33 protein-coding genes and 3 tRNA genes are annotated in these 26858 nt (G+C 45.7%); 18 read left to right on the top strand and 18 right to left on the bottom strand.

Going from position 1 to position 26858, the window contains the following annotated elements; all coding sequences use genetic code 11:
* Positions 1-70 precede the first annotated feature (70 nt).
* Positions 71-1471: an MATE family efflux transporter gene (locus tag ACRYI5_RS00620; RefSeq protein WP_448223884.1), complete on the bottom strand. Its 1401-nt coding sequence runs from the start codon at positions 1469-1471 to the stop codon at positions 71-73.
* 134 nt (positions 1472-1605) lie between these two features.
* Between ACRYI5_RS00620 and ACRYI5_RS00615 the strand changes: the two genes are divergently transcribed.
* Complete coding sequence (locus ACRYI5_RS00615; RefSeq protein ID WP_448223883.1) at positions 1606-1956, top strand: DUF1516 family protein; 351 nt, start codon at positions 1606-1608, stop codon at positions 1954-1956.
* Between the two features lie 106 nt (positions 1957-2062).
* Here ACRYI5_RS00615 and ACRYI5_RS00610 read toward each other — a convergent pair whose 3' ends face one another.
* The 8 genes from ACRYI5_RS00610 to ACRYI5_RS00575 form a co-directional block, all read right to left on the bottom strand.
* Positions 2063-3616 (bottom strand): UDP-N-acetylmuramoyl-L-alanyl-D-glutamate--2,6-diaminopimelate ligase, encoded by a 1554-nt coding sequence (locus ACRYI5_RS00610; protein WP_448223882.1) that lies wholly within the window; start codon positions 3614-3616, stop codon positions 2063-2065.
* A gap of 115 nt (positions 3617-3731) precedes the next feature.
* Entirely contained in the window at positions 3732-4895 is a 1164-nt protein-coding gene (gene folP, locus ACRYI5_RS00605) for a dihydropteroate synthase (RefSeq protein ID WP_448223881.1), read from the bottom strand.
* On the bottom strand, positions 4895-5509 hold the full coding sequence (locus tag ACRYI5_RS00600) for a non-canonical purine NTP pyrophosphatase (RefSeq protein WP_407880180.1): 615 nt from the start codon (positions 5507-5509) through the stop codon (positions 4895-4897). Before ACRYI5_RS00600 ends, folP begins: the two co-directional genes overlap by 1 nt.
* Entirely contained in the window at positions 5502-6836 is a 1335-nt protein-coding gene (locus ACRYI5_RS00595; RefSeq protein ID WP_448223880.1) for a bifunctional folylpolyglutamate synthase/dihydrofolate synthase, read from the bottom strand. Before ACRYI5_RS00595 ends, ACRYI5_RS00600 begins: the two co-directional genes overlap by 8 nt.
* Entirely contained in the window at positions 6817-7398 is a 582-nt protein-coding gene (folE, locus tag ACRYI5_RS00590) for a GTP cyclohydrolase I FolE (RefSeq protein WP_407880183.1), read from the bottom strand. Before folE ends, ACRYI5_RS00595 begins: the two co-directional genes overlap by 20 nt.
* A gap of 27 nt (positions 7399-7425) precedes the next feature.
* Positions 7426-7905, bottom strand: a complete 480-nt coding sequence (folK, locus tag ACRYI5_RS00585; RefSeq protein ID WP_448223879.1) for a 2-amino-4-hydroxy-6-hydroxymethyldihydropteridine diphosphokinase — start codon at positions 7903-7905, stop codon at positions 7426-7428.
* Complete coding sequence (gene folB / locus ACRYI5_RS00580; RefSeq protein WP_407880187.1) at positions 7902-8267, bottom strand: dihydroneopterin aldolase; 366 nt, start codon at positions 8265-8267, stop codon at positions 7902-7904. The genes folK and folB overlap by 4 nt, the downstream gene beginning before the upstream one ends.
* A 182-nt stretch (positions 8268-8449) precedes the next feature.
* On the bottom strand, positions 8450-8911 hold the full coding sequence (locus tag ACRYI5_RS00575; RefSeq protein ID WP_448223878.1) for a MarR family winged helix-turn-helix transcriptional regulator: 462 nt from the start codon (positions 8909-8911) through the stop codon (positions 8450-8452).
* 421 nt (positions 8912-9332) lie between these two features.
* On the opposite strand from ACRYI5_RS00575, the gene ACRYI5_RS00570 reads away from it, so the two are divergent.
* Complete coding sequence (locus ACRYI5_RS00570) at positions 9333-9548, top strand: hypothetical protein (RefSeq protein ID WP_407880190.1); 216 nt, start codon at positions 9333-9335, stop codon at positions 9546-9548.
* Positions 9541-10236: a CPBP family intramembrane glutamic endopeptidase gene (locus ACRYI5_RS00565; protein WP_448223877.1), complete on the top strand. Its 696-nt coding sequence runs from the start codon at positions 9541-9543 to the stop codon at positions 10234-10236. Before ACRYI5_RS00570 ends, ACRYI5_RS00565 begins: the two co-directional genes overlap by 8 nt.
* A 54-nt stretch (positions 10237-10290) precedes the next feature.
* On the opposite strand, the gene ACRYI5_RS00560 is transcribed toward ACRYI5_RS00565, so the two are convergent.
* From ACRYI5_RS00560 to ACRYI5_RS00545, 4 genes are read right to left on the bottom strand one after another with little or no spacing between them, the layout of a single operon-like run.
* Positions 10291-10566, bottom strand: a complete 276-nt coding sequence (locus ACRYI5_RS00560; RefSeq protein ID WP_448223876.1) for a PspC domain-containing protein — start codon at positions 10564-10566, stop codon at positions 10291-10293.
* Between the two features lie 25 nt (positions 10567-10591).
* Positions 10592-11503, bottom strand: a complete 912-nt coding sequence (locus ACRYI5_RS00555) for a DUF4097 family beta strand repeat-containing protein (RefSeq protein ID WP_448223875.1) — start codon at positions 11501-11503, stop codon at positions 10592-10594.
* A 1-nt stretch (position 11504) separates the two neighbouring features.
* Entirely contained in the window at positions 11505-12149 is a 645-nt protein-coding gene (locus ACRYI5_RS00550) for a DUF1700 domain-containing protein (protein WP_448223874.1), read from the bottom strand.
* On the bottom strand, positions 12139-12486 hold the full coding sequence (locus ACRYI5_RS00545) for a PadR family transcriptional regulator (protein WP_407880199.1): 348 nt from the start codon (positions 12484-12486) through the stop codon (positions 12139-12141). The genes ACRYI5_RS00550 and ACRYI5_RS00545 overlap by 11 nt, the downstream gene beginning before the upstream one ends.
* A 219-nt stretch (positions 12487-12705) precedes the next feature.
* Here ACRYI5_RS00545 and ACRYI5_RS00540 point away from each other — a divergent pair, with 219 nt between their 5' ends.
* From ACRYI5_RS00540 to ACRYI5_RS00530, 3 genes are read left to right on the top strand one after another with little or no spacing between them, the layout of a single operon-like run.
* Positions 12706-12927 carry a hypothetical protein gene (locus tag ACRYI5_RS00540; RefSeq protein ID WP_448223873.1) on the top strand — a complete coding sequence of 74 codons (222 nt, stop codon included), beginning with the start codon at positions 12706-12708 and terminating at the stop codon, positions 12925-12927.
* 25 nt (positions 12928-12952) lie between these two features.
* Positions 12953-13543, top strand: coding sequence for a hypothetical protein (locus tag ACRYI5_RS00535; protein WP_448223872.1), 591 nt, complete (start codon positions 12953-12955; stop codon positions 13541-13543).
* A 28-nt stretch (positions 13544-13571) separates the two neighbouring features.
* Positions 13572-14345, top strand: coding sequence for a potassium channel family protein (locus tag ACRYI5_RS00530; protein ID WP_448223871.1), 774 nt, complete (start codon positions 13572-13574; stop codon positions 14343-14345).
* Between the two features lie 62 nt (positions 14346-14407).
* Here the strand turns inward: ACRYI5_RS00530 and ACRYI5_RS00525 are convergent, their stop codons facing one another.
* On the bottom strand, positions 14408-14980 hold the full coding sequence (locus tag ACRYI5_RS00525) for a TMEM175 family protein (protein ID WP_448223870.1): 573 nt from the start codon (positions 14978-14980) through the stop codon (positions 14408-14410).
* A gap of 191 nt (positions 14981-15171) precedes the next feature.
* Here ACRYI5_RS00525 and ACRYI5_RS00520 point away from each other — a divergent pair, with 191 nt between their 5' ends.
* Complete coding sequence (locus tag ACRYI5_RS00520) at positions 15172-15804, top strand: hypothetical protein (protein WP_448223869.1); 633 nt, start codon at positions 15172-15174, stop codon at positions 15802-15804.
* 138 nt (positions 15805-15942) lie between these two features.
* Here ACRYI5_RS00520 and ACRYI5_RS00515 read toward each other — a convergent pair whose 3' ends face one another.
* Positions 15943-18633: a bacterial Ig-like domain-containing protein gene (locus tag ACRYI5_RS00515; RefSeq protein ID WP_448223868.1), complete on the bottom strand. Its 2691-nt coding sequence runs from the start codon at positions 18631-18633 to the stop codon at positions 15943-15945.
* A 377-nt stretch (positions 18634-19010) separates the two neighbouring features.
* Here ACRYI5_RS00515 and ACRYI5_RS00510 point away from each other — a divergent pair, with 377 nt between their 5' ends.
* From ACRYI5_RS00510 to ACRYI5_RS00465, 10 genes are all read left to right on the top strand, one after another.
* A complete protein-coding gene (locus tag ACRYI5_RS00510) occupies positions 19011-19172 on the top strand; it encodes a hypothetical protein (protein WP_448223867.1) in 162 nt (53 codons plus the stop codon).
* A 249-nt stretch (positions 19173-19421) separates the two neighbouring features.
* Positions 19422-19967 carry a hypothetical protein gene (locus tag ACRYI5_RS00505; protein WP_448223866.1) on the top strand — a complete coding sequence of 182 codons (546 nt, stop codon included), beginning with the start codon at positions 19422-19424 and terminating at the stop codon, positions 19965-19967.
* On the top strand, positions 19945-20466 hold the full coding sequence (locus ACRYI5_RS00500) for a hypothetical protein (protein WP_448223865.1): 522 nt from the start codon (positions 19945-19947) through the stop codon (positions 20464-20466). Before ACRYI5_RS00505 ends, ACRYI5_RS00500 begins: the two co-directional genes overlap by 23 nt.
* A gap of 70 nt (positions 20467-20536) precedes the next feature.
* Complete coding sequence (locus ACRYI5_RS00495) at positions 20537-20830, top strand: hypothetical protein (protein WP_448223864.1); 294 nt, start codon at positions 20537-20539, stop codon at positions 20828-20830.
* 118 nt (positions 20831-20948) lie between these two features.
* The gene (locus ACRYI5_RS00490) at positions 20949-21785 is read left to right on the top strand and encodes a hypothetical protein (RefSeq protein WP_448223863.1); all 837 of its coding nucleotides are present in this window, start codon (positions 20949-20951) and stop codon (positions 21783-21785) included.
* Positions 21786-21811: 26 nt separating this feature from the next.
* Positions 21812-22156, top strand: a complete 345-nt coding sequence (locus tag ACRYI5_RS00485; RefSeq protein WP_448223862.1) for a hypothetical protein — start codon at positions 21812-21814, stop codon at positions 22154-22156.
* Between the two features lie 28 nt (positions 22157-22184).
* Positions 22185-22252: transfer RNA gene (locus tag ACRYI5_RS00480), tRNA-OTHER, on the top strand.
* A 151-nt stretch (positions 22253-22403) separates the two neighbouring features.
* The gene (locus tag ACRYI5_RS00475) at positions 22404-22604 is read left to right on the top strand and encodes a hypothetical protein (RefSeq protein WP_448223861.1); all 201 of its coding nucleotides are present in this window, start codon (positions 22404-22406) and stop codon (positions 22602-22604) included.
* A gap of 22 nt (positions 22605-22626) precedes the next feature.
* Positions 22627-22700, top strand: a tRNA-Ile gene (locus ACRYI5_RS00470).
* A gap of 529 nt (positions 22701-23229) precedes the next feature.
* Positions 23230-24375, top strand: coding sequence for a site-specific integrase (locus ACRYI5_RS00465; RefSeq protein ID WP_448223860.1), 1146 nt, complete (start codon positions 23230-23232; stop codon positions 24373-24375).
* Positions 24376-24548: 173 nt separating this feature from the next.
* On the opposite strand, the gene ACRYI5_RS00460 is transcribed toward ACRYI5_RS00465, so the two are convergent.
* The 3 genes from ACRYI5_RS00460 to ACRYI5_RS00450 form a co-directional block, all read right to left on the bottom strand.
* A tRNA-Leu gene (locus tag ACRYI5_RS00460) sits at positions 24549-24632 on the bottom strand.
* Positions 24633-24756: 124 nt separating this feature from the next.
* Positions 24757-25365 (bottom strand): hypothetical protein, encoded by a 609-nt coding sequence (locus ACRYI5_RS00455; protein ID WP_448223859.1) that lies wholly within the window; start codon positions 25363-25365, stop codon positions 24757-24759.
* Positions 25352-26194: a Cof-type HAD-IIB family hydrolase gene (locus ACRYI5_RS00450; RefSeq protein ID WP_448223858.1), complete on the bottom strand. Its 843-nt coding sequence runs from the start codon at positions 26192-26194 to the stop codon at positions 25352-25354. The genes ACRYI5_RS00455 and ACRYI5_RS00450 overlap by 14 nt, the downstream gene beginning before the upstream one ends.
* A gap of 177 nt (positions 26195-26371) precedes the next feature.
* Here ACRYI5_RS00450 and mscL point away from each other — a divergent pair, with 177 nt between their 5' ends.
* On the top strand, positions 26372-26797 hold the full coding sequence (gene mscL, locus ACRYI5_RS00445) for a large-conductance mechanosensitive channel protein MscL (RefSeq protein ID WP_448223857.1): 426 nt from the start codon (positions 26372-26374) through the stop codon (positions 26795-26797).
* Positions 26798-26858: the final 61 nt, after the last annotated feature.

Genomic DNA, 26858 nt, shown 5'->3' with positions numbered 1-26858 from the left:
ATCATCGGTTATTCTGGTCCCATGCAAACTTGCATACGAGAATGTATCTTAACAAAATTCACAACAAAATTCAACTTTTGCTCTCTGCTGGGCTTGTGGCCTCTGAAATCGCTTTGTCCTGTTCATTTTGATCATGCATGTTTTGTAGATTTCGTAACTGCCGAATTGCCCGCATGTATGATGGAATCAACACAATACACGAGCCGACCCAGGCCAGTGGTTCGGCCGAAACTGCCCCGGCATAGCCAAGTGGACCAACCAAAAAGAAGGCTGTCAGGGTCCGCATGACCAGTTCCGCAATTCCCGCAAACGTCGGCATTGCTTGCTGACCAACCCCTTGAAGGGTATTTCGGATAATAAATAAGACTGCTAGAAAAATATAACTCGTCGCAATCACATTGAAGTACGTTTGTGACAATTGGAGGACGTGTTCATTCCCATTGCTGATGAAAAGCTTCACCAATGAGCGGCCAAAAACCACTTCCAAAATTCCGACCGCAATGGCAAAACCACCTGACAAAACGAGGGTTTGTCGAACCCCCGTGATAATTCGGCGGTACTTTCCGGCGCCCATATTTTGCGCCGCGAATGTTGCCATCGTTACCCCAAATGAGGACATCGGCATTGTCGCAATTTGGTCAATTTTACTGGCCGCTGTTGACGAAGCCACCGAATCGGTTCCCAAGCTGTTCAGTGCAGCCTGCATGACAATCGTTCCGATGGCAATGATCGACATTTGAAAACCCATTGGCAATCCGGTTGCAAAGTGTTCCCACAGTTGCCCCAGTCCGGCCCGCATGTCCTGCGCAGTGATTCGTAGTAACGGGACGTGCCGCCAAATGTAAACCATACATAAGATGCTGGCAATCATTTGTGAAATCACCGTCGCATAACCGGCCCCGGCAACACCCATATGAAACACAAGAATGAAAACCAGTTCTAAAATAACGTTAATAACAGTCCCAATAATCAAAAAATATAACGGCGTCCGTGAATCACCCAGCCCGCGGATCATGTTTGATAACAGGTTAAACGCCACGGAGGCAAAGATTCCTGCAAAAATGATGGAAATAAACGTTTGGGCATCATGATAAATTGCAGTCGGTGTTTGCATTAAGTAAAGAATTGGGTGCACAAATGCTAACGACAGCACGGTTAGTGTCACCGTGACCGCAATGCTAATCCAAATGCTCGCGGCAAAGCTTTCGCGAACGCCCTTTGCATCCCGGGCCCCAAATCGCTGGGCAGTCACAATTGATAGCCCCGCCGTCAGTCCCTGCGCAAAACCAATGATCAAAAAGCTGATTGACCCGGTTGATCCAACGGCCGCAAGTGCGTCGACACCAAGCGTCTGCCCCACAACAACCGTATCTGAAATGTTGTACAACTGCTGGAATAAATTCCCAATGAGCAGCGGCATTGTAAACAAGAAAATTAATTTTAAGGGCTTTCCCTCGGTTAAATCACCCACACTGCGACCTCCTTTATCACTTCGACCGTTGGCGAATTTATTTAGCGCATTAAACACTGCTTAACGCCGTGGTTTAACCATGCTAGAATAACTATAATTACATGTCAAGTTGTGTGCACGGAAAGGACCTCATTATGAACCTACTTATCGCCAGTCACCTCTGGGGCGCCATTTTTTTACTCATTACCGTAATTGCTGGACTTGCTAGCAAAACGGAAAAACGCATTAAGGTCTGGCTCATGTGGAGTCGTGTTTTGTACATGATTATGATCATTAGCGGCGTCATCGAGGCCGCCGGAACGTTCAGTCATGCCCCACTACTGACCATCATTAAGGGTCTCTTCGGCATCATTTTAATTGGTCTCATTGAAATTGTTTTTGCAAGAAAACAGGAGACCCACGTGACGACCACCCTTTACTGGCTGCTCGGTGCTGGCTTTCTGCTGACCATTATTTTAGGGGTGTCACTTCACATCTTCAGTTAAACCGTTCCAAAACGCCTTTTACCAATGATAATGGCCGATTTCCCGCCGTGGGAAATCGGCCATTTTAATTTGCTTCCTTATCAAACAGGGTCATCGGCGCCCGGCCTTAGCCCTCTAAATCAGCCACGACTCGTTTAGCCACCGCCATGTCCGTTGGGTATGGTGTGTCAACGCCCCGCACCTTTTGATACGGATCTTCACCCTTCGCCGCCAAAACCACAATATCGTTGCCATGACTATCTGAAATGGCATCATGAATGGCTGTTGGGCGATCAATCTGCACGTGGACATCCACGCGCTCGTGATCAATGTGCGCATCAATTTGGGCCGCAATGTCAGCAGGATCTTCATAACCAGGATCATCCGCCGTGAGGTAAACCACATCCGCTTCTTCATTCAGTGCCTTACCAAACCCTTCGCGCCGTGAGATCCCCTTGTCACCAGGGCTCCCCACCACAACGATCACCCGGCTATCGTCATACTGTTTGTGTAAAAACGACAACAATGCTTTAACAGAAGCGTAATTATGGGCATAATCCACAAATATCGTGCCATGTTGCTTTGTTTGCACTGATTCGAACCGTCCTGGAACACGGGTCGTTGGCAGACTCGTTTGGGCCTGCGCGACTGTGGCCCCGGCAAGTGTTGCCGCAATGATCGAAGCCACCGCATTACTTTCGTTATAGTCACCTGGTAACGCCAACTCATAATCACCACTAACGTCAATGGCTGATTCATTTGCCGTCGCTGACACTGTGAACTTAGCGTCCTTCAGGTTATCTTCATTGCTGCGGAACCGAAAGTTTACCGGGACATCAATCGTTGGCGTAACCCCTTCGCGGGCATACACATAGATGTTTTCTGGTGCCGTTGTCATTTTGGCCGCCATGTACACGTCTTTCAAGTGGTCTGTTTCAGCATTGATAATACACCGCCGCGAGTTGACCAACAGTTGTGATTTACAGAATAAATAGTCAGCAAACGTGGGGTGCTCATTACGGCCGATGTGATCTGGTGTAATGTTCAAGAACACACCAACATCATACGTCAAGCCGAAGACACGGTCCCGTTTATACGCCTGTGAGGAGACCTCCATCACTAGGTGGGTCATCCCTGAATCCACCGCTTCCCGCATGTCATGGAATAGATCCAGTGATTCCGGTGTGGTTAAATCAGACTTAAATTCTTGCTCTGGACGTGGGCCGAGGATTCGATCAATCGTCGAAAACAGCGCCGTTTTATTTTCAGTCGATTGCTGAAGGATGCCCCGTGTAAAGTAGGCCGAGGTCGTCTTCCCTTTCGTCCCCGTAAAGGCAACGATGAACAGGTCATCTTGGGGATAGCCATAAAACGCCGCCCCCAGCAGTGCCATTGCTTGCTGAACGTTTGAAACAATGAAGCCCGTAACGGGTTGCTCTGGGTAGGCGATTTCTGACACGTACCCGGTAATCCCGGCCGCAACGGCCGTTTCAAGGTAAGCAACGTTAAAATTTCCTTTGCAGAAAAATAACCCGTTAGCTGCGGCCGTTCGTGAATCATAGGTCACAGACGTCACGTCCAGTTCACCAGCACCTGGCGTCGGTTGAACGACATCAACCAATAAATGATGTTCGCGCAAAATCAGCTGGATCTGTGCGCTTGTTAAATGCAATTTTGCCATAGGTTCACAAACTTCCCCTAACGTTTTTTTGAAACTTCATTATACACCATTTTTTGATTAGCTTTTGGCGATCCCACTTCAATGACCAAATCATGGCCGTCGTCCTGGTTCACGATTAGTGACGTGTTGGTTCGTCACGATCTGGAAACCAGTAACTACTTTCAATCGTCTGAAGCAACTTGACCAATTGGACCGTCTCCGTTGCGTCGTGAACCCGTAAAATTCGGCCCCCATGTAAATACATGTACGCTTCCGCAATCAGGGTCACAGGCAGGCGGTCATCTTTGGCCAAGCCAAAGAGCTTATGACCAAAGCCCTTCCGCGAAATCGCAATCATTAACGGGCGTTGCAGCGGTAAAAACTGGTCAATATTGCGCATCATGGTAAAGTCTTGGTACCCATCAGCAACCTTGGCGTAACCAATTCCTTCATCCAGTGCGATCCGTTCACGGTCAATGCCCGCTGCTTCCAGCGCAGCAAGATTATCGGTGAAAAAGTCTCGCATGGATGTGGTCAAATTTTCATATTCATGCCCCCGACTGGCGTGCATCGTTAACACCCCAACGGATGATGGTGCCAGCAGGGTCAACTTTCGAAGGTCATCTGTAAACGCATTAACATCATTAATGATGTCGACACCCTCCGCCAAAACGGCCTTCATCACCGGCAACTTGTATGTATCAACTGCAATGGCCACCTCCGGAAAACGCGCCTTCACCGCCCGAATGGCAGGAACCACCCGGTCAATTTCGACATCCACGGGTAGTTCTTTAAACCCGGGACGGGTCGTTTGCCCACCAAGTTCAATGACGGGAACGCCCGCGTCCACCAGTTCTTGAACCCGGTTCAAAATACTCGTCATCTCAACGTAACGACCACCATCATAAAATGATTCTGGGCTAACGTTAACAATTCCGTAAATGAGCGGCGTGGTTGACACGTTAAAGTCAAATCGTCCGGCCAGCCAGTGGACTTCGCGAGCCCGTTGAATGGTTTGCAATGTTTCAACCAGCGCCGAATCAGCAAATTGTCGCTCAAGTTGGTTCGCTAGGACTGGCAAAGCAGCACTGTTCACCAGCGTTTGAATGCTTGCTTGATCCGCACTGCTGGAAAAAGTAACGGCATCAAGATTTCCAAGTAATGCAACCAAACGGTTCTGTTCTTCACCACTGAACTCACTAAATTGGAGCCCAATCTGTTGATGATGCGCCATGGCATCCGCGAGTGCTGCTTCTGCAAACGTTGTCGCTGGTTTAGTTGTTAATTCACTGAGTTTCATTAAATTACCCCCACTGCGCGCATCTTCTCTAATAAAACGGGCACTGCCTTTCCCCGTGGTGTAAACGGAATTCGAGCTGCGTCCGGCAATTCTGCCAGCGTCAGGCCCACTTCTGGAAGCCACATAATTTTGTCAAACCCGACGCTATGGTTACCGCGCGGAGCACTTGGCACCGTAAAGTTGGTTTGCCCCGTTGCTGTTAACCACGTTTCATTTGGTCCCGCAACTGTTAGCGTGGTTGTCAACGTCGCGGTCCGTGGTTCACCTGCATGTTGATTTAACAATTCAAGAATATAGTCATTCATCGCCGCATCGGTTTGTGCATGCGCCATCAGTTCGCGCATGGTCGTGATGCCAAAATGGTCTGGCAATGCATCCACCAACAAACCACTGTCATCGGCAATGACGACAGCCTCTGGCAGAAGCGTTTGGACAAACCGTGCTTTGCCCTCCGCGTTATTCGTAAAATCCGCCGTGCCCTCTTTTGGGAACTGCTGGCGGCCTACGTACAGCCAATACGGCTGAAGCGTTTGCCCATTAGCCGCAAACACGCGCGCAAGTTCGGCAAATTTTTGCCGATTATTGGTCGCTGCCACTAACAGTGGTTTACTCATTTAGTCCTGCCTCCCGCAATGCCCGAATCAAATAAAAACTGCCCGTAATAACGATTGGTGTTGATCCTGGCGTTTCACGTAATAAAGTTAGTGCCATCTGCGCAGTTGGGGCTAATTGCACGGCAACATCCGCTAACTGCTGGCGCGTTAATACCGCCGTGACCTTTTCTGCCAGAGTAGAACTTGCCAATGCCCGCTCGTGTTGGTCTGGAACCGTCAAAATCACCCGGTCTGCCAGCGGCAACACCTGCGCCAACATTTCGTCGACATTTTTATCCGCCAGGAAACCAAGGACAAACGTTAGCCGCTTGTTTGGATACAGTTGCCGCAGTGTCTTCACTAGTGCTTGCATCCCGTCTGGATTATGGGCCCCGTCGATCCACAGCGCTGGGTGCCCCGTTGTTTCAGGTAGGTAGGTCATTCGGCCCGGCAATTGAACCCGCTCGAACCCCGTGCGAATTGCCGCTACTGAAATCTGCCAACCGGCAAGCCGCAACTGATTAATAATGGTCACAACCGTCGCCGCGTTGGTCACCTGGTGCTCACCAACCAAGTTCAGCCGCACGTTAGTTATGGTTTCCTCGGCCAAATGAATATCCATCCGGGTGCCCGTGGTTTCCGGCCGAACGTGGGTTAACTGGACGCTTACTTGTGCTCGCTTTAGCGGGGCGTTCTTTGCTTTTGCAGCGGCCTCCACAACGGTAATGGCCGCCATGGGCTCACCATCTGCCAACACAACAGTCGTTCCTGATTTAATGATTCCGGCCTTATTTTGGGCAATGTCAGTAATTGTTGGTCCCAGGATTCGCGTGTGGTCCAACGCAATGTGCGTCACAACACTTAACAACGGCGCACTAATCGCATTGGTTGCATCCATCAGCCCACCTAACCCGGCTTCAAATAACATCATGTCCACGTGTTGGTTGGCAAACCACCACACCGCAATCAAAAACTCCCATTCAAAAATACTGAGCTGATCACTAGCACCGGCCACAGCAATAACCGTTGGTAACAGCGCCTGATAACTTGCCACAAACGCGTCCCGGCTGATCAACTGACCGTTAATTTGGATCTGTTCGCGATCATCACTAACGGCCGGACTAGAAAAAGTTCCCACGGTGAACCCGGCGGCTTGCAAAATCGCCGCTGTTAGAGCCACAGTGGATCCCTTTCCGTTTGTACCAACCACATGGATTTTTGGAGCGGCGTGATCAGGTGCACCGGCGGCCGCCAATATTTTCCGTAACAGTGGCACCCGGTCGTCAAAGCCGGCCAGCATCGCCCGATTTAACGTCGCTAGTAAGACCTCATAGGTTAAGGTTGCCATGACTTGTCCTCGTAAGAAACTCTTGTCGAAGCGCTGCGTCAGTTTTAAACGTTCCGGTATATTTAACCGTTTGGGTCACGGAGCCCGTCTTATTGACCCCGCGCATTTCCATGCACATGTGACGAGCCGAAACACTAACAGCCACCCCAGCAGGCGCCAAAATCCGGACTAATTCCGCAGCAATTTCGTTCGTTACATTTTCCTGAACGGTTGGCCGCCGTGTTACAAAATCCACTAACCGCGGGATCTTGCTAAGACCAATGATCGTTCCATCTTTTGGCACGTAGGCCACATTGACCTGCCCAAAGAATGGGAGTAAGTGATGTTCACACATTGAGTAAAACGGAATCTGGCCCACGAGGACCATATCCGCATTTGTGTCTTCTTTAAATAACTTGTAATCAACAAATTCTTCCTTATCCAAAGAAGAAAACATCTCTGCGTATGCCTTTGCGACACGCATGGGTGTTTCAACTAAGCCAGCCCGATCTGGATCTTCGCCGACGTTAGTCAAAATCGTCCGAACCGCCGCCGTAATGTTTGCCTGTTGTTCATCTGTCATTAATTATTGTCTCCCTTATGCCGTTCTTTACCCTAATCGCTGAATCGGTTGATGATCTGATGTCTCCGCTAACCAATCCGTTAACTGCCGTTGCAATTGTCGATCTGCCCCGCTTATTTCTAACAGCGGTTCCAATACAAACCGTCGATTGGCAGCTTCTGGATGCGGTACCGTTAGTGTTTCAGTATGAATGTGCGCCGTGCCATAAAAAACAATGTCAATATCTAACGACCGGGGGCCCCAGTGAACGAAGCGGTGCCGGTGTTCTGCCTGCTCTAATTCATGGATAAACGTGAGTAACGATTCGGCCGACCGACTCGTTTCAACTGCAATGGCTGTGTTCAAAAAGTCAGGTTGACTGACACCACCCACTGGTGCCGTTTCATAAAAATGGGCAACAGCCATCGCTGATGTTGCTTGATCTGCACGTAAACGCGCAATTGCGTATAACAAATGTTTGCGGCGATTACCAATATTAGCGCCCAAACTTAAATAAGCCGTGGTCATTGGAGGTCGCCTCCCGTCACTTCAATTTCAATGTTGTCAAAAATGCCGGCAATCGGCACCGCGTATTTGCGGACCCGTAATTTAATCCCCGTTGCCTGTGGGTACTTTGCTTGAAGCATTGCAAGCGTGTTGTTTGCCAATGATTCAATTAAGTTATAGGGGTGCGTTAACACAAAATCTTCAATGTCATTATAAACGTGACCATAATGAATGGTCGTTGTTAAATCGTCGTCATGAACCTTTGTTTCAATGGGGTAAGCAAGTTCAACGTCCATTTCTAACCGTTGCCCAAGCTTTTTTTCTTCGGCATACACGCCGTTATAAGTGTGAAAACTCATGTTATTAATTCTAATCTTGCCCATTTTTCTTCACGTCCTTCACTAAAAGATCTTGTTCAATCTTAGCACAGCCCCCCGTGAAATACCGGGGAACGTGCTCTCTTACCAGTCTTTCATTGAAACCACAAAAAAAGCGTTCAAAAGTTGTTATCAAACAACCCTTCTGAACGCTTTGAACGACACTAATCAGCCGTTGAAATCCGCCGTTAGTCCTTCAATTCTTCGTCACTAATCGCCGTTAACCGCGTGGATAATCCCCGTGCACTGCTCCGAGCATCAGCGTACGCTGACTTGTCATAGCCCAACAGATCCATGCACGAATTAACTTGAGCATAGATTTCGTCACGTTTTCCACGACCCATTTCTGTTAGGGTCACGTTAACCTGCCGTTCATCTTCCTTTGACCGTTGCCGTTGTACCCAGCCGTTATTTTCTAACCGCCGGAGCATGGGCGTCAACGTGCCACTGTCCAAACTAAGGTGTTCCCCCAGTTCGCGCACATTTTGCCCATCTTCTTCCCATAACGCACAAAGTGTAATGTACTGTGCGTACGTCAAATGGAATGGTTTTAAAGCTTCTGTATAGAAATGATTAAACAATTTATTGGCGTTATAAACCGCTACACAAAGCTGTTCATCTAACAGGCGTGGCTTTACTGCATCTGCCATTTTTCAGCCCCCTTTGTAATTAAGATCCTTTTTTATTTACCAACTAACACAATTCAATTGTACGTAAGGAACGAAAAAAAGCAACCCTTTTATAGATATTTAAAAGACAGATAATTTGCACCGGTTAGCTCATTCTCGGATAATCAGAGTACCAAGAAGCACGCCAAGGTGTCGAATGTTGTGTGAGCCGTCGTGCAAAAGCGCAATCCTCATCCCCGACCGCACGTGGCCCCCTTGCTTCTGAGCGCAACGGTTCATACCCAACATCTGGTTGGGCGCAGGCCAATGCAAACAGTGGTGATCACCACGTGCCGCCTCTTGGTTGGATCAACAGCAATGTTGGTCCTTTTTTAATGCCAACTATTCAGAGCGTCACTTAACGACTATGCTACAATAAAGCCACGATTAAAGGAGGTTCACCATGCGCCACATTATCACTGCCATTATTTTCCTACTTGCTGCCGCCATTTTTGGCGGGGTTGTCTGGATCACGGAAATTCAGCACCTTACCGGTCTACCGTTAGCTGTCCTCTGGATCGGGGCCTTTTTGATAACGACCGGGCTCATTGCCTGGATTAAGATCTGGCAACTACGACGCCACCAGCAAAAACAACAGGAGTCAACCACCCATGAATAAACCACTTGACGCGACCCAAACTTCCCGGTTTGACCGGATTATTGAGACCATCCTGCTCTGTTTGATGGTCCAGCTTCCCCCGATGCTTCTGTTATTTGCACCCAAAACAAGCTTCCATAATCCGAGTGGTTACGGGCTTCTCATCGCCTATTGGGCTCTCTTTGGCCTCTGTATTTGGATTGCATTCCGTCGGTTTCGGCACTGGTCTAATGAGCGGTTATTCCATGACTTTCACCTTCGCGATGTTGGAATTGCACTACTTGCCTACGTTGTTATTTTAGTTGGTGAAAATGGTCTGATGGCTCTCCAACAACTGCTTTACCATCAGCGGTCAACTGAAAATAATGATGCAATTGCAAGCATGCTCAAAACCAGTCCAGTCGCCCTCGTCGCCATCGTGGTCTCAACGGTTTTCCTCACCCCGTTTTTAGAGGAACTCGTTTTTCGTGGTGTGTTCACAAACCTCTTTTTTGATCAAACAAAACTATGGCCGAAGATCATTCTTTCAAGCATTCTCTTTTCTGCCGGCCATGCCTCTAGCAACGTCATTAGTTTCTTGATTTATTTCTTCATGGGCAGTGTCCTGGCCTTTGTCTACCAGCGAACACATAAACAATTTACGTCCGTTATGGTTCACTTCCTAATCAATGCAATGGCCATGAGCCAATTGTTACTGATACTCAAATAACGTAAAAAACTGCCGTAAGCATTAAATGCTTACGGCAGTTTTTAGTAGCGGTTATTACCGCTTTTGGTCGGGGTCGGTAAACTCCCCGTCAAACGTGTTGGTTTCATCTTGATGATGGCCTTGCCGCGGCCCATTTGACTGCGAATCATCCGCGTCTGGCATAACTAAGGCTGCAATGGCGTAAACCACAAGTCCTGTCCCGATGGATGACAAGATGAGGATACTCCCAATTACACGGGTCAACGCCTTGTCCCAGTTGAAGTATTCAGCAACCCCACCAAAAACACCGGCTAGCACCCTGTCATTTGATTTTGTTAATTGCTTTTTCATGGTTCAGTCCTCCTTCGTTGATTGTTTACTTAACTGAATTATCACCATCATTGGTGTTCAATTGCAACCGATCTGCATTGGTTTCGTTTTGTTGCAATTGTCCACCATCACTGTTGGCCTGATCAAACAGTGCGTTACCACCACTCGTATGCGAGATGATGTAACCCTTGCTATGATCCGCGCCAACCACCGTGTTGTCACCATCGTCATTAAAGACGCTCACAACCCCGGTAAAGCTCCCGTCATGCATCCGGAAATCACCATTATTTAGCTTGATCGTCCCCTGGTTCAAGGTCACGTTTTTCAGTGCAACATCATCGCTTGATGTGATTTGTGGATTAGTTAACGTTACGTTTTCAACGTAAACACCATCGGCTTTGATGGTGGTTGGCTTTTCGATCGTCATGGTTTCCAAACTAACATCTGAATTTGAATTAACCGTCAACTTTTTCGTTGAAACATCCGTCATCCGAATGCTGCCGTCATCATTGTGTGCGTTGATCACGTTTAGTTTGGTTCCTCGAGGAACGGTCACAACCACCGTCCGGTCGGCCATCTTTCCGTCATTAGCGCTAAAGTTGATCAAACCACCCTCGTTGTTTTCAAACCCCCACTGGACGTGTTGGTTTTCACTGCGATGTTGGGTGATTTTTAAAGTTTTACCTGTTTGTTCAACGGTTGGCAATGCCTTACTTTCTCCACGCATTTGAACGCGAAATTCATCGCCCTCTTTGACCCGCAACTGACTTGACTTCAGGTTAACGGTCAATGTGTCGAATGCCTTAACGTGCTTCGTAACGGTTTTCGTTTGTGCTAACTCTGGTCGGAAGTTTTTATTGTACGTCACGTCCCGAAAACTGTGCGTGATGGCGCCAATCATGATCAAAATCACCCCGACCACTAGGACCCAAATCCCAATCTTAAACGTTCGTTTCATTTTATTGGTCCCCCTTTGGTTGCTTAGGCTGTTGCCGCCGGCTGCTCAATTTCCGGTAAATGAACCGAATGAAGTTTGCGGTCATTTGGATGAGAACCCGAATCAGGTAGTAGCATGCTGGAATCAGCATCAGCGCAATCCCCAGGCCAGTAAACCCAATTCCCAGGTAAGCTAACCCAACAAACAAATGGGTAAACAACAAACTAAACCCGGTATAAAACGCCATTCCGGCGACAAAGATCCCGACCGCTAACAAGACTAAGGCCACGAAAATGCCGGTTCCAATTATGAGGGCGCAAATAAACACGCACAGTAATAATAATGCCACAATCGCAATGGCCACCGGAATGGTCACCGGTGTCGATAAGACGGCCAAAATGATGAGCCACACCATGTTGGCGTTTGATCGTGGACTCCGCCGTTCACCCTTTTGCTCAGCTGTTTCATTTTCACGAATGGAATAATCGGCTAGAACTTTCCGTGCCAGTTGCTTTGGCGTCCCCAGTTTTTCAATGATTGCATCCCCCGATGTCAATCCCGCATCGTTCACGTACTCCGTGTAAAAATCCATCACATCAGCACGTTCAGCCGCCGTTAAATTATGCAACCGCCGTTCTAGTTCACTTAAATAGGCTTCACTTGTCATCGCCTTTTTCCCCCTTTGCTTGCATGTGTGCCGGTGGTAACAAGATTTTATCTAAACTATCTTTATAGGCGCCCCACTCATGCAATATTTCTGCTAACCGCTCACGACCAGCGGCTGTAATTTTATAATACCGGCGGTTTCGACCTTGAAATGGTTGATCATACGTTGTCAGCCAATCCTCTTTTCTTAACCGCCGCAAAACTGGATACATGGTTGATTCAGAAACCGTAATTGATTCCTGAATTCGTTGTGTTAAGGCGTAACCGTAATAATCTTCACGGCTAAGTAACGCAAGAACCATGCCATCCAGCAGTTCAGTACTGATTTGAATACTCATCGCACTGGCCTCCTTGACTGCGTTTCCTTTGTTTATGACTATATTATATGTCATATAATATAAAAGTCAATCTAATATTCTTAATTAAATAGCCGGTGTCCTCCTTCTACTGAAGTTGTTCCGGCTATGATATAATTTATTTCATTATAATTAGCGTTTGGAAAGCTAAATTGCCGGCACCTTTATTGAACTCAATTCATTCTTCTGGAGGAATCACTCATGACTGCAACACTTTACTGCTTCTTCATCTTTTTCGCCCTTTTTGTAATAAATAGCCTTTTTTTTGGCGGGTTTTTAACGACCTATTTTATTGGGCGATTGACCACTACCAAGGCTGCTAAAACTACCGGTAAGTTGGGAATGATTATTGTCGGAAGTTTGACCGGTGTCCTACTAATTATCACGATAATTGCAGCCGTGATTTTTTCGGCAGCAAACTAACTCAACAAACAAAGGTGAGGTTAACATGAAAAGATTGGTGATATGGTTGATCACAGTTCTTAGTGTCGTCACGTTGGCAGCTGGTTGCTCCAAAGCTGCGGACCGTCCGCGTGCAACAAGCCACCAATCAAAACCGACGACGGCACGCACGGCTCACTTTCCTGCATCATTTAACCAGACCTGGTATGGGGTTAATGCCGACACAAAGAAGCTCGACCAGCTCACCTTTGCTGGTAATAAATTAATGAGTGGTGACACCACGGTCCTCATCCACACCGTTACAAACCGGACAGCTGCTGATAAGGCGATTTTAAGCGGCAAACGGCAGGTAAGCACAACAAGCGAAAAAAATAAGCGCGATCACTGGGCGATTTACAGCTCAGTTACTTATAAAGGACAACGGTGGATCAACCTCAAAGGTTGGTACCAGTCTGCCGGGGATGGTGACTTTTACCGGGTTGGTCAAGAAACAATCAACGGCAAAAAGACGCCCGTTCTCTTTGCCGCGGGTGGCGTGGATGTTTGGACGAATCAGCACTTCTATACCTCTAAACGACTGGCTAACCAAATGAAAGACCACCACTTTGAAGACGACCGCATTCAAAATAATAATTAAAATCTTAGCAAAGGGAACAACATCAACCATGACGAAAACTTCATTGCGCCGGGGGTATGACCTGCTGATCGTCCTGCTCGCGGTCACATCGATTGGGCTCACTCTTTTCGACTTAACCGGTGAAATCAATCTTACCCAACCCCCATTTTCATTCATTGATAACACCATCTGGGCCCTCTTCGTGATTGACTACCTGAATGGTCTAATGACCGCTGATTCAAAACGCAGCTATGTTCGAACGCACATGCTAGATTTGCTAGCCATTATCCCGGTCAATTATATGTTTGCCCTCTTTCGTTTCTCACGCATTTTCCGAATCGTTCGTCTCTTTCGGATTTTTCGCATGGCGGGGGTGATTGGTAAACTTAAAAACAAACTGGCCGATTTTCTTAAAACAAACGGGTTCATTTACCTTCTGTACGCCAGCATCACCGTTATTCTCCTAGCGGCTTCCATCTACTCAACGGTTGAGAAAACGTCCTTTGGAAACGCCCTCTGGTGGTCCATCACCACGGCAACAACGGTGGGTTATGGTGACATTTCGCCCCACACCGCGACTGGTAAGGCAGTCGCCATTGTCCTTATGCTGGTTGGTGTCGGGTTTGTGGGAATGTTGACCAGTACCCTCACAGCTTACTTTGCTCAAGGATCAACCCAGCAGGAAAAAGCAACGACCGAAGCACTCCTGACTGAGCTGAAGCAATTACAAGAACAAAACCAGCAACAACAAAAGCAGTTAACGGTTCTCACTAACAGCGTTCAAACATTAACCGAATCCTTAAACGCAAAATCAACCAAATAAAGCATGAACAACCTCGACCATGATGTTGTTCATGCTTTATTTGATTCCCGTTTATTAAATGGTTACACACCACTCGCCCACGTATGGCGATTAAATCCAAATGACATCATTGATAAAAACACTGCAATCAGTGTTGCTGGTGGAAAAATGGTCATCGTTAGGACCAACCCGATTATCTTGATTGTAATGTCAAGCACCACTGCGGCATCCGAAATTGTGTATAACAATCCTAAATGCACATCCTCATTGGCCACGTTAATCGAATGTGAAATCCCCAGGTTCGAAAACGTCACTGCCAGCACAATGATGCCGTAAACACTCTGTGCCACAGCATTTTGAAAGTTGTCAGCAACTAACGCTGTCGTATATGGGAAAAATGATGCGAAAAAGAGCATTAATAAACTATAAATAATTGTTTGCGTACTGACCTTCTTAATTTTGACCCAGCTATTATGATGCGTAATCCACATAAGACCTAACCAAAAAAATGAGAGCGTATAAGCAAAAAAATTTAGCCTTAGCGCCCACAATCCAGCAATTGTAAGGTTGGTCGGCTTTTTTAATTCCAACACAAGAATGGTCATGATAATTGCCAGCACCGCGTCAGTGAACGCGGCCAAACGGTCCTTATCCATGGTCAAGGTTCCTCATTTTTCTTAAAATTAGTTATCCACAGTCAAGTTAATAGTACCAATGATGTTCGAGGTTTGAAACATCAACGCATGGCGTCATTCAGTAAATCAACACCCATTGCGCCATCGTTTAGTGTATTATAGTGACATCAGAAACGCGTCACGTCTAATTTTGGGGTGCGTCAGTCAGGTCTGTGATTAAACCCGTTTCTGATGAAAAAACTTTTACCATTAACTTATCTTCGGGGAGTTCCAATGAAAAAACACTTGGCCTAGCCATCGTAATGCTGTGCCTGCTAATTCTCACAGCCTGTGGTGCTGCCAATCATCCTAACGGCAGTTATAATTCACAATCAATTTCGACGAGTCAGGTTCATGTCAGTAACGATCGATCAAAACAATCAAATGCACAATCAGTAACATCACAAGAATCGACCCCCGTTGATTCCGCATCAACATCATCCATCACGGGGGTCAGTCGTGGACTACTCGGTAAGAGTTATCGTGTCACCCCCATTCAGTATGACGGTGAGGCTACTGACAAGGCCATGACCGCGAACAAAGCCCCGCAAAACCTGGTTCATGATTCGGCGATGCTCATTCGTTTCGACAGTGACTCTTCTGCCATGATCAAGGGGATCGGAAGTTACAATCCGTCTAGTAGCATCGACTACACGATCACGAAAGACACCATTCACATTGCTAATTTTGATATTCCGTACACTAATGATGGTGATTCGGTTTCCTTTGGGACGTGGACGTCGACAGATCAAACAGGCCACACGATCACTTGGCAAGTTAGCCCGGTTGATGGCGTCACTTTCTAAAAAAACTCGCTTTTGCAGCAGAAGCACGACCCAGTCACCCTTTTTCAGTCCAAACAAATAACGTGAACGCTCACGGCGAAAAACTGCCATTAAGCGTTCACGTTATTTTAATCTCGGTAAATCACCATTTATCAGTCATTAATTCCGTTTCCGATGTTTGGGCCGGTAACCCACCAATCCGAGCAGTCCCAAAACGGCCAACATAATCACTGCAAACGGATTACTGTGCTGTTCTCCCGTTTCAGGAAGTTCCGCCTGCTCTTGTTGATTCGCATTATTTGCAGGCCGTGACGGACGCGCTGTGGTTGCGCCTGCTTGAGTTAGTGAACTTTGTTGTGCTGTCGACCCCGTTGTTGTGGCGGAGCCAGTTCCGGTTGTTCCGGTCCCCGTTGTTCCAGGCGTCGTTGGCGTTTCCGAAGTTCCGTTCCCACCGTTGCCTTGCTGATTACCACCATTACCTGCATCGTTATTTTTAATCACATGAACAGTAATGTTTTTTCTAACTTGGTTCCCTTCGGCGTCCGTGTAACTATACGTCACCGCATAGTCAACAGGAACTTGTGGATTCACGGTACCGGAAACTGTGACATCGGTAAGCGTCAACGGATTGCCATTGGCGTCCGTTGCGCCGTCAAAGTTATCACCTGCTTGCCATTTTGTGTTTGGACCAGCAATCACGGTGCTGTCATGACCGGTAACACTGGCCTTAGTAGCTGTCACGTGAATGGTGACCGTCTTACTAACGACATTTCCTTGAACGTCTGTATAACTATAGATTACTGGATAATCACCAGCGACTTGTGGATTCACACTGCCGGAAACTGTGACATCACTCAACTGCAACGGATTGCCATTTTCATCAGTCGCGCCATCAAAGTTATCACTTGCTTGCCATTTCGTGTTTGGACCGGCAATCACGGTGCTGTCATGACCAGCGATACTGGCCTCACTTGCCGTCACGTGAACGGTGACTTTCTTACTAACGACATTTCCTTGAGCGTCCGTATAACTATAGGTTACCGCATAGTCGCCTGGAACTTGTGGATTCACGGTACCGGAAACTGAAACGTTGTTTAACGTTACTGGGTTTCCATTAGCGTCCGTTACGCCGTCAAAGTTATCACTTGCTTGCCATTTCGTGTTTGGACCAGCAATCAAGGTGCTGTCATGACCAGCGATACTGGCCTTACTTGCCGTCACGTGAACGGTGACTTTCTTACTAACGACATTCCCTTGGGCGTCCGTATAACTGTAGGTTACCGGATAATCACCAGCGGCTTGTGGGTTGACCGAACCGGAAACTTTGACATCACTCAACGACACCGGATTCCCATTAATATCGGTTGCACCATCAAAGTTATCACTTGCTTGCCACTTGGTGCTTGAACCGGCAATCAAGTTACTATCATGGCCGTTAATGCTCGTTTTAACGCGACCAACCGTAATTGTGTATGTTTGCCCGGGCACATTTACTTGGCCTGAAGAATTCCAAACGGACGGTGAAAACGTCACTTCATCAGTAAGCGTCCCATCATTAATGCTCATGCTCTGACCATTATAAACGGTTGGATCAAGGCCTAATGCAACAAGTGTATCAACAAACCCCTGCCGCGAATATTGTGTGCCATCCTGCCCACTCTTCGTTAAGGTCTTAATGACCTTTCCCGTCTGGGCATCAACAACGTTATACGTGTCAGTAACGTTAACGTGCATGTATGTCAGCGTTCTGCCAATCCCCGTATAGACAATTCCCATTAAATTTGCGTCTGGTGCGTTAATCCCTAAACTTGCGGATGAAACCGTTGGGTACGGCGCTCCTGGAACGGTGTATGAACTTGAACCAGCAAAGAGGACCCCGTTTGTTGCTAATTCAGACATTGTATTTGCATTCATTTGAATCGTCTTAGGGGTTGAACTAACATCCGCTCCGGTATTGATCGGTAAATGAAGCGTTGCCCATTTTGATGAGTCTGGAATGGTCGCTCCGGTATCATTGGCACCATCGTTTGGTCTAAAGTAATACACTTCACGACCGTCAGTTGTATCGTTGAGTTGCACCACAGTCAGTGTGTCAATGGTAAATCCCAGAGCCTTCATCTGGGTCACAAGTGCATCCGCGGCACTTTGCATTTTATCTAACGACTGTCCTGTAATCGATTGTGGTAGAACAACATAAAAGCCATACAACTGTTTATTATGATTTGAAACGTTGTATGGGTATAAATCAAGCGTTGCTTGAGCATTGTATAATACATAGTTCCCGTTAGGACTTACAAAAAAGTTTGATAACGTCGGCGCTTGCGTTAACGTTGGCGCTGTTACAGTGGAAGCTGGTGTGCTTGCTAAACTCATCATGGCTTTTGGCGCCACTGATTGGGCTTGCGATGTTGCCACACTAGTGCTTGCGCTAGCCGTACTTGTTGTCGCTGAAACAGAACTCGTTGCGGTTGAAGTTGCCGCTGAGGCCGCGTTCATGGGTTCAGTTGCAGCCGAGTGGGCGCTCACAGGTATAGCGAACGCTTGCCTGACCGTCTCGCTCGTAGCACTTTTAATGGCACTAGCACTGCTTGAGGTTGCCACGCTAGCCGCAACACTTGCCGTCGAATCAGCCGCGCTTAACGAATAACTGGATGCCGTTGCTAAAGTTGCTTGAGATGTCCCGTTATCAGTCGATGGCGCAGTCGGCACACTATCCGCATGAGCAACCGTTGTCGGTCCCCCAAATGAAAACAAGCTAACCGTCCCCATCGTCACAAACATAACGGGCACCAACAACCGGTTCTTATTCGTTTGCTTCGCTAATAGCTTCCGTCTCGATTCGTATATCATTATAAAGCCTTCTTAGTTTTAAGATTATATTTCTTAAGTCTAATTAACGTTAAATCGTTTACATTTTTATTGAGCAAACTAATTTTAACATGTCCACAACCAATCGTCTAGGAACCTCCGGCTAAAAATAATGCCACTGTGCCTTCCTTAAATCCGTTCAAAAGCGAGGAGGTTATCCCGATTTTCCAGAATCGTTATGATGAAATTATCCTGTGCACAAGTCATTGGGAAACAGAGGGAAAGTTTTTAAAATCAAAAAGCTAAATCAGTCGTTATATTCCAATTATTGGTCGTCTTAATTGGTTTTATTACACCACTTATATTGACACCGCCAGTAAATGCAGCTTCGCTTACAGTCACCGGCTTGACGGCTAGTGATGCCAACGACTAATGGTCACCCACATGGCCGCCTGCCGTTTACAAGTACCTCAGCCAAAACAGGTAGTGCTGTTTCGTTCATCAGCATTGGCCTCCTGACAGGGATAAGGGCCTACTTCGGTGTTATCGTCATTGATGAGCAATTTAATTCAATGAAATAATGGAGGCTTGCAATCAACGTTGATTGCAAGCCTCTATTTGCTGTTTTAAATATCAGCGTTTACTCCGTGCATAATTCGTTCGAAGAGCACCTTTCCACCTCCCATGCTTTACCATTCATTCTGACTAAATTATTATCGCGTTGACTAAAAGGAACTGTACCCGTAGTATTTAGATATGATTCAATAAATTAATTATGTTTGCGAATCATCAACTAAGCAACGAAACTAAGACAATCATTGGGAGCTATGATGAAAAAATCAATTACATTAGGAACGATTTTATTAAGTACCTTACTACTAGCAGCATGCGGCAACAATGGTCATCCCAATAACACCAACAATTATAACTCGTCAAAAAATAACAGTTCGAGTACGCATACAACAAAAAAAACTCACCAAAAATTGCAAGCCAAGCGTTCGACATCGTCTTCAAACTACTCAAGTGCAACGGCTTTATCTGGTTCACAAACAAGTGGTGATTCGCAAAATACATCCACAACTAGTTTACAAGCTTCTTCTTCTACCTCACCTTCAAACGATAATATCCAAACTCAGCAAACATCAGCATCTGATAGTACAGTAATAAACTCTGCCGAACAGGCCATTGCCCTAGCAGAAGAAAAATATGGTACTGCTAACGGTGACTGGCAGTGGGAATGCTTAGGCAATCCCGCTGAAATGGGTGGTTTCTACTTTGTTAAAGCTATTTCACATGATCAAATCAAAAACGGCTCCATGACCGGAACGGCACAATCTGTGGCTGTTTATCCAGATGGCACAATTACTGAAAACTAAGAAATGGTTGACAGACACTTTGAAAATTTTAATTAAAAGCTTGTTGTTATTTTTCATAACTTTGACTTTAGGATTGTCAGTTTCATTATCCGTTGAAGCATCTTCTTTCAAGAAGAATTTTCAAAAGCAAACAGATAATTATTCTGATCCGCAAATTAGCATAAAAAGTCAAAAAAATTCTATTTTAGTTTTAACGGTAGCGAAGGGTTTTCACCCTTCTTCAGACCCTGAAAGTTATGCTTACTATGCGCTATATGTTGTTAAACGTTCTCATGGCTGGACTAACTTTAACGCCATTCAAATGAATATACATGGATATTACGATGAAAGTGATGGGACCTACGATAAAAACAAGACTTGGACAATCAGTACAATAAAATTAAAGGAAATTAATTTATCTGATAAGGCTCTCGACAAAAACGATGATCATTTAGTTGATGTGGATGAAGTTCGCGATTTTTCTGCAACGCTTCCGTCCCACATGGATTCAATTCAATAAAAAAATTTACCATTGCATTATTAATGTCAAAAATAGCAATTAAACTCGTTTATAAATAAGGAGAATAGTAATGTTCAACAAATCATTATTAGAAGTCACTACAGCTGGTCCCACACCTGAGGGATATACTAGCGTGGAACTGCTGATTGCCACTTCCGTTGATTCTAATCATTTAGTTGGTTTCAAAGAAAAGGATTTGGATAAATTATTGAATCAAACAATTCATAAGCTAAAAAAGCGCGCATTAGAAAACAAACTCGATGGGATTTCTAACATCAGAATTTCTACATTTGGTGTTACCCCTCAATCTTCTGGACCCGACTTAGCAATTACAATACTAGCGGACGGATTAAAAAAAGTGTAATCCTTTTTCATGGCTCTGCGTTTAATTAATAAAGAGCGCATATCAAGAAAAACTCAGCTCTGTTTTAACCGATTCATTTGCTCGCAGCTTTCCATGATAATTCGAAAGGAAGAACAAAATGAAGTTTATTTTAAACCTTATTGGGGTATTCGGCTTTCTGTTAGGGTTAACGGTAACCATTGGAATTTGTTTTATCGTGTACAGACTAGTTAAAAGGTCTGGAAATAAAAGGTTAAATTGGATAGCACTCATTGGTTTGATGTTGCTTTCCGTACCGGCCTCTAAATTAATCAATCTCGCTCCATGGGCTAACAAATTTCAATCACAAAATAATTACCAACAGTCTCAGCAGAAATCGTTTAGTAAAAGTTCTACCTATTCTTTGAAATCAAGTACTTCATCCTCTTCAAGTTCTCGTAGTAATGCATCAAGATCTCAAAACGCTACCTCCACTATCGACAAATATGCTAATCTCAAAATTGGTATGTCCTCTGAACAGGTCATCAAAATTATGGGCCAACCAACCGACAGGAACGACAGTACCTTATACTATGGCAACGATGATCTGGATTTTAGTAATGATCAGTTGATCGGCGGCTCTCCAAAATCACTCCAAGATAAGGCTGCTAAGGCCTATAAGGATCAAAGCAAGACAGCAGAGAAGTCAAAACAGGATCACGATACGCTTCAGTCAAAGGCTAAGGTATTTGGTCAACTTTCCGTAGCGCACGTTCAAAAGTACGTTGGCTCTGCTTATTCATCTGCAAGAAACGGGGACGACATGCAATATGGTTGGAAAACAGATGGAACCATGTTAGTTCGTGATGATGATCAAGAGGGCTTTACTACTGTCTATGTAGAAAATTCCGATGGTAGTTTACAGCAACCCCCTCTGTATACTGGAAAAACAATTCAGCAAGATAAAACAACGGTATGGAATTTGTATGGTAAATAAATAACAACACAAGAAAGGTTAATACCATGAAAAAAACGTTCAAAAATGTACTATTCGTTATTGCTATTCTCGGTCTCTTTTTCACCGTTACCGGGTGTTCAAACAAAACTGTAAAAGCCGATTACACCACTGATCAAGCTGAAACAAAATTAAACAAAGGTGCAGATATTAAAGGCAAAACTATCAGTATCAAAGTTGATAAGCTTGATCCAAATAGTGCTTTTGGATATAACATCGAATCCGGCAAACATTTGAATTTTGTTTCAAACGACAATCCCCACGTTAAGAAAGGCCAAAAGATTATTGTCAAAGTAAAAAAGACTACCAGTACGCTAGGATCATATGTCATTACGTATGATAAAGTCGAATAAAAAAACATAACTTTTTAACTACGTCGGCAAACCCGTAGTCTAACTGGTAGAACACTCCACTATTGAGATATGTTGGTTCGATTCCAACCGGGGTTATTGCTAGTAGCACCCCTATGCTTTCTTGTTTGTTTTGCACAAAACCAAGAAACAGCTACTAGCAGGTTTCCGTGACAGATCATCATCAGGTGTGCAACTCACTTGGCGGAAGTTTTCAAAGTGCTAAATCAAATAAAGGGAAGCGATTAACATGCAAATAATTATGTACTTAGGTCTCGGCATTGCCGTGGTTGGCCTATTTCTTTTAATAATTACAACTAAATGGGTAAATGGTTGGTTTGTCAATTATGTGACCACCAACCGCCCCTTAGCTCTACTTGGCTGGCTTCTTCTACTGATTGGTGTAGTCGTGTTCCTTTTACCACCGTTCCTTGGCGGCGCTTGGAAATAAAAAAGCCCACGATGGGCTTTTCGGACCTATAGCTCAGTTGGTTAGAGCAGACGGCTCATAACCGTCCGGTCGTTGGTTCGAGTCCAACTAGGTCCATTGCTAGTAGCACCCCTATGTTTTTTTATCTCGCTCGTTTTCTCCAACCCCACTAAGAAACAGCTACTAGCAGGTTTCCGTGACAGACCGTCATCAGGTGTGCAACTCACTTGGCGGAAGTTTCCACACAAAACCGCACGTCTCTGACGATGTCGGTACCTATATTCTACAGAAAGCAGGAGAAAACTATGTTTAATCACACTTCAGGGCAAAGAGTTCAGGTTAAGTTACTTTCTACCCTCACGCTTAAAGGACTTGAAAGAGAGATCAATGCGTTTGGTTCAAAGCATGAAATTAGCAACGTATCTATTTCGAATTCACCATCCGCTGCGGCAGGATATGTTGCTGCGGTAACGTACTTAAACTAAAAAAGCGCACATCCCCTCCCGCCAAGAAGAATGATGTGCGCTAGCTAAACAACACGTTATCCACGTGCGCTTTTCATATACTAGTTTACCTGAAAGGAAGTGAAGCCACAAATTAACTTTCTCCGACATTTGACCTGCCCAGGCAAACAAGGAGATTAACAATGGCATCAATTACAAAACGCAGTAATGGTAAATACCAAGCACGAGCATTCTACTATGCCCGCAACGGTGAACGTAAAGCCAAGGCGAAAACGTTCCCTAGTAAGATCGAAGCTCAACGTTGGGCTGAACAGATGGACCACCAAAAGCTCGTTGATGACGGGATTGTTGAAAGCAAACAGTCCTTTTATGATTACTTCATGGAATGGTACGAAACTTATGAAGAATCTAAAATCGCCCCAGCCACTCAACAATGGTATCGAAACACACAACGTATTATTAAGGAGAACTTTGGCCGAACCAAGCTTGTTGCCAGCAAACGTAGCGGTTACCAACAGTTTCTCAACGAATTCGGAGCAACACACAGTCGTGAGAGTAGCATGAAAGTTGATACCCACGTCAAGATGGCAGTGCGGTCAGCTATGGATGATGGTCTACTAAGGCGTGATTTTACAGCGCACACATCAATTACTGGTAACGATGGGAAAGATAAAGCATTGAAGTATCTTGACGGGGCTTCGATGTGGAAGCTCATCAATTATAGTGAAACAAAAATCACTCCTGAAGCGCCCAGTTATGCGATGATCCTCACTGCCCTTTTCACAGGAATGCGCATTGCCGAAGTGGCAGGTTTACAAGAGCAGGACTTCGACGTTATTAATCAAACGCTTCGAGTAGAGAACACGTATGACTGGACAACCCATGGTTTTAAGCCAACTAAGAATGTTCAGTCACGGCGGACGATCAGTATCAATGATGAGCTGTCTACCCGTCTCGCCGCCCTCTTTCAGGCCCAACAAGCGCTAGAAATTCATAACCCGAATAAGTTACTGTTCGTAAATGAGAATGGCGTAGTACCCTCAAATAATGGCGTTAACAAGGTCTTGAAATCTGCATGTCAGAAACTACACATCAAAGAAGTAACCTTTCATGCCCTCCGCCATACTCACGCCAGTTACTTGCTCTCACAAGATGTCTCAATCTATGAGATCAGTGAGCGGTTAGGCCATAAGAACTTTACGACCACCCTGAACATCTACTCACATTTACAGCAAGAGTTTAAGGCACAGCAAAACCAAAAAGTGAGTGCTGCCTTTTCACGGACAAAATTTATTGATCGTGGGCTTAATCGAAGCAGCATTAATTAGCTGCGAGCAACCACCAACTTTGCTCGCAGTAACCAATCTTGCTCTCAAAACGCTCTCAATTTCGTGAAATTTCATGAAATTCTATGAAAAAAACAGCAAAAAAATATCGCTTCTAAACGCTGGCATATCAACGTTAGAAGCGATATTTCAATGATTCGTAATGGAGCTCCGAGTGCCCCTGGCTGGATTCGAACCAGTACTCACCAAGGTGAACAGCGACCTGAACGCTGCGCGTCTGCCAATTCCGCCACAGGGGCATGTTGATGTAATCTCTCAACAAAGTATAAGTTTACACGAACTCACGCCCGGCGGCAAGCCTTTTTTCTAGTTTTAATCGGAATTTTTATCAAATAAACAACGCGGGTTAACTAAATGAAATCATTAAAACGTTTCATCTGTGTACTGCTCCATTAACGCCTGCATTTTGACACATTCGCCGGCACCAACGCGGACATAACTAATGGCAGAAACCTCAATGTCAATTTGCCAGGCATCCGTTAAATTCCACGGATCCAAGTAGTTTAGTGCAACCGCCTCACCTACATAATCGCCAACAAAGCCGGTAAAACTGGCATCCTCCACCTCATCATCTTCTAACTGACGAATCGTGCCAAGGTTAACGATGAGCTTTTGCTGCAAGGCGTCTCGTAACAGCGATGTCATCAGTTTAGTCGGTGTTAATGTTAAGCGTTGCTGCGTTGTCGCTAGGTGCCATGGATCAGCATAGCCGTTTGTTTCAGCCACATGCTGCCACACCTCGCTACTCCGCAAATAATCCGATCGCATTACGACCCGGTCAATAAACGCTTTACTAATCAACTGTAAGCCATTAATGGACCCGTTGGGATCAATCACCTTCAGTAACACATGGGTCTCATCCTGCTGAAGCACATAGCCAACGGAAAACGTCCCTTCATCCACAAAGTTGTATACCGCAATCAGTTGCTGGCGTGCCTGTGCACGATCCAGCTGCTCATCAATTGTTGCCATTAACATCCTTTCCAAATACATACTGATCAATCAGTTCGGCTAGTGCGCCATCATCATTAGTCGCCACCGTCTGGACATCTGCTTTTGCGGCAACTTCGGGCACCGCGTTTGCCACGGCAACACCAACACCAGCAGCCTCAATCATTGGTAAATCATTAAAGTTATCCCCAACGGCCATGGTCTCGGCGTGATCGATTCCAAGCAAATCAGCCAATTGCAGTAATGCGCGCCCCTTATTAATACCCTTACGATTAAACTCAATGTAGCGGCCTGAAGAAAACGTCACGTCCACCTCATCGCCGTAACTCGCCATCACTTTATCGGCCAGTTCATGTTGCCGTGCCACATCCGGCGTTTCAAAGATGACTTTCATAATCGGCCGCTCTTTAATAAAATCAAGATCCGGTGTTTCCATCTTTTCAAACGGCACTTGTCGAGAGGCCATGTACGCTGCATCCGTTGGTGTTTGGTGATAAATAAACAGCTCATCCAGTAAGTAAACGTGGCAACTCACGTCATCAAACGTCCGCCCGGTATCAAAGACGCCCTTCGCCAACGCAAACGGCAGGCCATTTGTCGCCAGGACATGATCATCCTTGTTCTCCAAAATTGCCGCACCGTTATAAGAAATCTTATATTGACCCGCCTGTTGGGCTAGCCCCAAATCACGAAGGTTATCTTCAAACGACGCGTACCCACGCCCAGAGTTTGGAACAAAGTAAACCCCAGCCGCACTGGCTCGTTTAATGGCCGCAATGTTCTTTTGGCCGAGGGTTCCGTCCGTATTCAACAACGTTTCGTCTAAGTCGCTCGCAATTAATTTAATCACCGCACCCACTCCTCACTTGTTACGTTCAGCATACCGAAAAAATCCTGCTTTGACAATCATGTAACCGATTTCGACAATTCAGATGATTAATCAAAAGCCACCTTTTTTCACTCCTAAAATTAAACATGGTAAAATTGAAGATGCCTAATTTACTAAACTTTCAAAGGGGGTTCCATTATGTGGAAAGAGTTTAAAACGTTCATCTCACGTGGAAACGTTATTGATTTAGCCGTTGGTGTGATTATTGGATCCGCGTTCACAGGAATTGTGACCGCGCTGGTCAACACCTTAATTAACCCACTACTAGGTATCTTTACCGGGGGCATTGATTTTTCCAATTGGATCGTTAAGGCTGGCGGTGCAAGTTTCAAGTTGGGAAGTTTCATTAATGCAGTCATCAACTTCCTCATCATCGCCTTTGTTGTCTTTCTATTGGTCAAAGCCATTAACAAGCTCATGCCAAAAACGGAGACAGAAAAGGCGGACGCCAAGACCGATTTACTGCTGACAGAAATTCGTGACGAGCTCCGCATTGCAAACGGTCACCCAGTGAAACCTGCTTCATCAACAGTCCAAGAACCAACGACCACCACAGATAAATAATCATTTATTTTCATTAGCGACGGGCAGAACTTGTCCGCCGCTTTTTGGTGCTTACAACCAC

The sequence above is a fragment of the Furfurilactobacillus sp. WILCCON 0119 genome, assembly GCF_053471565.1.
This window is presented reverse-complemented; position numbering and strand designations above follow the sequence as displayed.

Coding starts and splice junctions, on each gene's coding strand:
- ACRYI5_RS00615 (WP_448223883.1), top strand. CDS start 1,606: ATGAACCTACTTATCGCCAGTCACCTCTGGGGCGCCATTTTTTTACTC.
- ACRYI5_RS00610 (WP_448223882.1), bottom strand. CDS start 3,616: ATGGCAAAATTGCATTTAACAAGCGCACAGATCCAGCTGATTTTGCGC.
- folP (WP_448223881.1), bottom strand. CDS start 4,895: ATGAAACTCAGTGAATTAACAACTAAACCAGCGACAACGTTTGCAGAA.
- ACRYI5_RS00600 (WP_407880180.1), bottom strand. CDS start 5,509: ATGAGTAAACCACTGTTAGTGGCAGCGACCAATAATCGGCAAAAATTT.
- ACRYI5_RS00595 (WP_448223880.1), bottom strand. CDS start 6,836: ATGGCAACCTTAACCTATGAGGTCTTACTAGCGACGTTAAATCGGGCG.
- folE (WP_407880183.1), bottom strand. CDS start 7,398: ATGACAGATGAACAACAGGCAAACATTACGGCGGCGGTTCGGACGATT.
- folK (WP_448223879.1), bottom strand. CDS start 7,905: ATGACCACGGCTTATTTAAGTTTGGGCGCTAATATTGGTAATCGCCGC.
- folB (WP_407880187.1), bottom strand. CDS start 8,267: ATGGGCAAGATTAGAATTAATAACATGAGTTTTCACACTTATAACGGC.
- ACRYI5_RS00575 (WP_448223878.1), bottom strand. CDS start 8,911: ATGGCAGATGCAGTAAAGCCACGCCTGTTAGATGAACAGCTTTGTGTA.
- ACRYI5_RS00570 (WP_407880190.1), top strand. CDS start 9,333: ATGCGCCACATTATCACTGCCATTATTTTCCTACTTGCTGCCGCCATT.
- ACRYI5_RS00565 (WP_448223877.1), top strand. CDS start 9,541: ATGAATAAACCACTTGACGCGACCCAAACTTCCCGGTTTGACCGGATT.
- ACRYI5_RS00560 (WP_448223876.1), bottom strand. CDS start 10,566: ATGAAAAAGCAATTAACAAAATCAAATGACAGGGTGCTAGCCGGTGTT.
- ACRYI5_RS00555 (WP_448223875.1), bottom strand. CDS start 11,503: ATGAAACGAACGTTTAAGATTGGGATTTGGGTCCTAGTGGTCGGGGTG.
- ACRYI5_RS00550 (WP_448223874.1), bottom strand. CDS start 12,149: ATGACAAGTGAAGCCTATTTAAGTGAACTAGAACGGCGGTTGCATAAT.
- ACRYI5_RS00545 (WP_407880199.1), bottom strand. CDS start 12,486: ATGAGTATTCAAATCAGTACTGAACTGCTGGATGGCATGGTTCTTGCG.
- ACRYI5_RS00540 (WP_448223873.1), top strand. CDS start 12,706: ATGACTGCAACACTTTACTGCTTCTTCATCTTTTTCGCCCTTTTTGTA.
- ACRYI5_RS00535 (WP_448223872.1), top strand. CDS start 12,953: ATGAAAAGATTGGTGATATGGTTGATCACAGTTCTTAGTGTCGTCACG.
- ACRYI5_RS00530 (WP_448223871.1), top strand. CDS start 13,572: ATGACGAAAACTTCATTGCGCCGGGGGTATGACCTGCTGATCGTCCTG.
- ACRYI5_RS00525 (WP_448223870.1), bottom strand. CDS start 14,980: ATGGATAAGGACCGTTTGGCCGCGTTCACTGACGCGGTGCTGGCAATT.
- ACRYI5_RS00515 (WP_448223868.1), bottom strand. CDS start 18,633: ATGATATACGAATCGAGACGGAAGCTATTAGCGAAGCAAACGAATAAG.
- ACRYI5_RS00510 (WP_448223867.1), top strand. CDS start 19,011: ATGCCAACGACTAATGGTCACCCACATGGCCGCCTGCCGTTTACAAGT.
- ACRYI5_RS00505 (WP_448223866.1), top strand. CDS start 19,422: ATGAAAAAATCAATTACATTAGGAACGATTTTATTAAGTACCTTACTA.
- ACRYI5_RS00500 (WP_448223865.1), top strand. CDS start 19,945: ATGGCACAATTACTGAAAACTAAGAAATGGTTGACAGACACTTTGAAA.
- ACRYI5_RS00495 (WP_448223864.1), top strand. CDS start 20,537: ATGTTCAACAAATCATTATTAGAAGTCACTACAGCTGGTCCCACACCT.
- ACRYI5_RS00490 (WP_448223863.1), top strand. CDS start 20,949: ATGAAGTTTATTTTAAACCTTATTGGGGTATTCGGCTTTCTGTTAGGG.
- ACRYI5_RS00485 (WP_448223862.1), top strand. CDS start 21,812: ATGAAAAAAACGTTCAAAAATGTACTATTCGTTATTGCTATTCTCGGT.
- ACRYI5_RS00475 (WP_448223861.1), top strand. CDS start 22,404: ATGCAAATAATTATGTACTTAGGTCTCGGCATTGCCGTGGTTGGCCTA.
- ACRYI5_RS00465 (WP_448223860.1), top strand. CDS start 23,230: ATGGCATCAATTACAAAACGCAGTAATGGTAAATACCAAGCACGAGCA.
- ACRYI5_RS00455 (WP_448223859.1), bottom strand. CDS start 25,365: ATGGCAACAATTGATGAGCAGCTGGATCGTGCACAGGCACGCCAGCAA.
- mscL (WP_448223857.1), top strand. CDS start 26,372: ATGTGGAAAGAGTTTAAAACGTTCATCTCACGTGGAAACGTTATTGAT.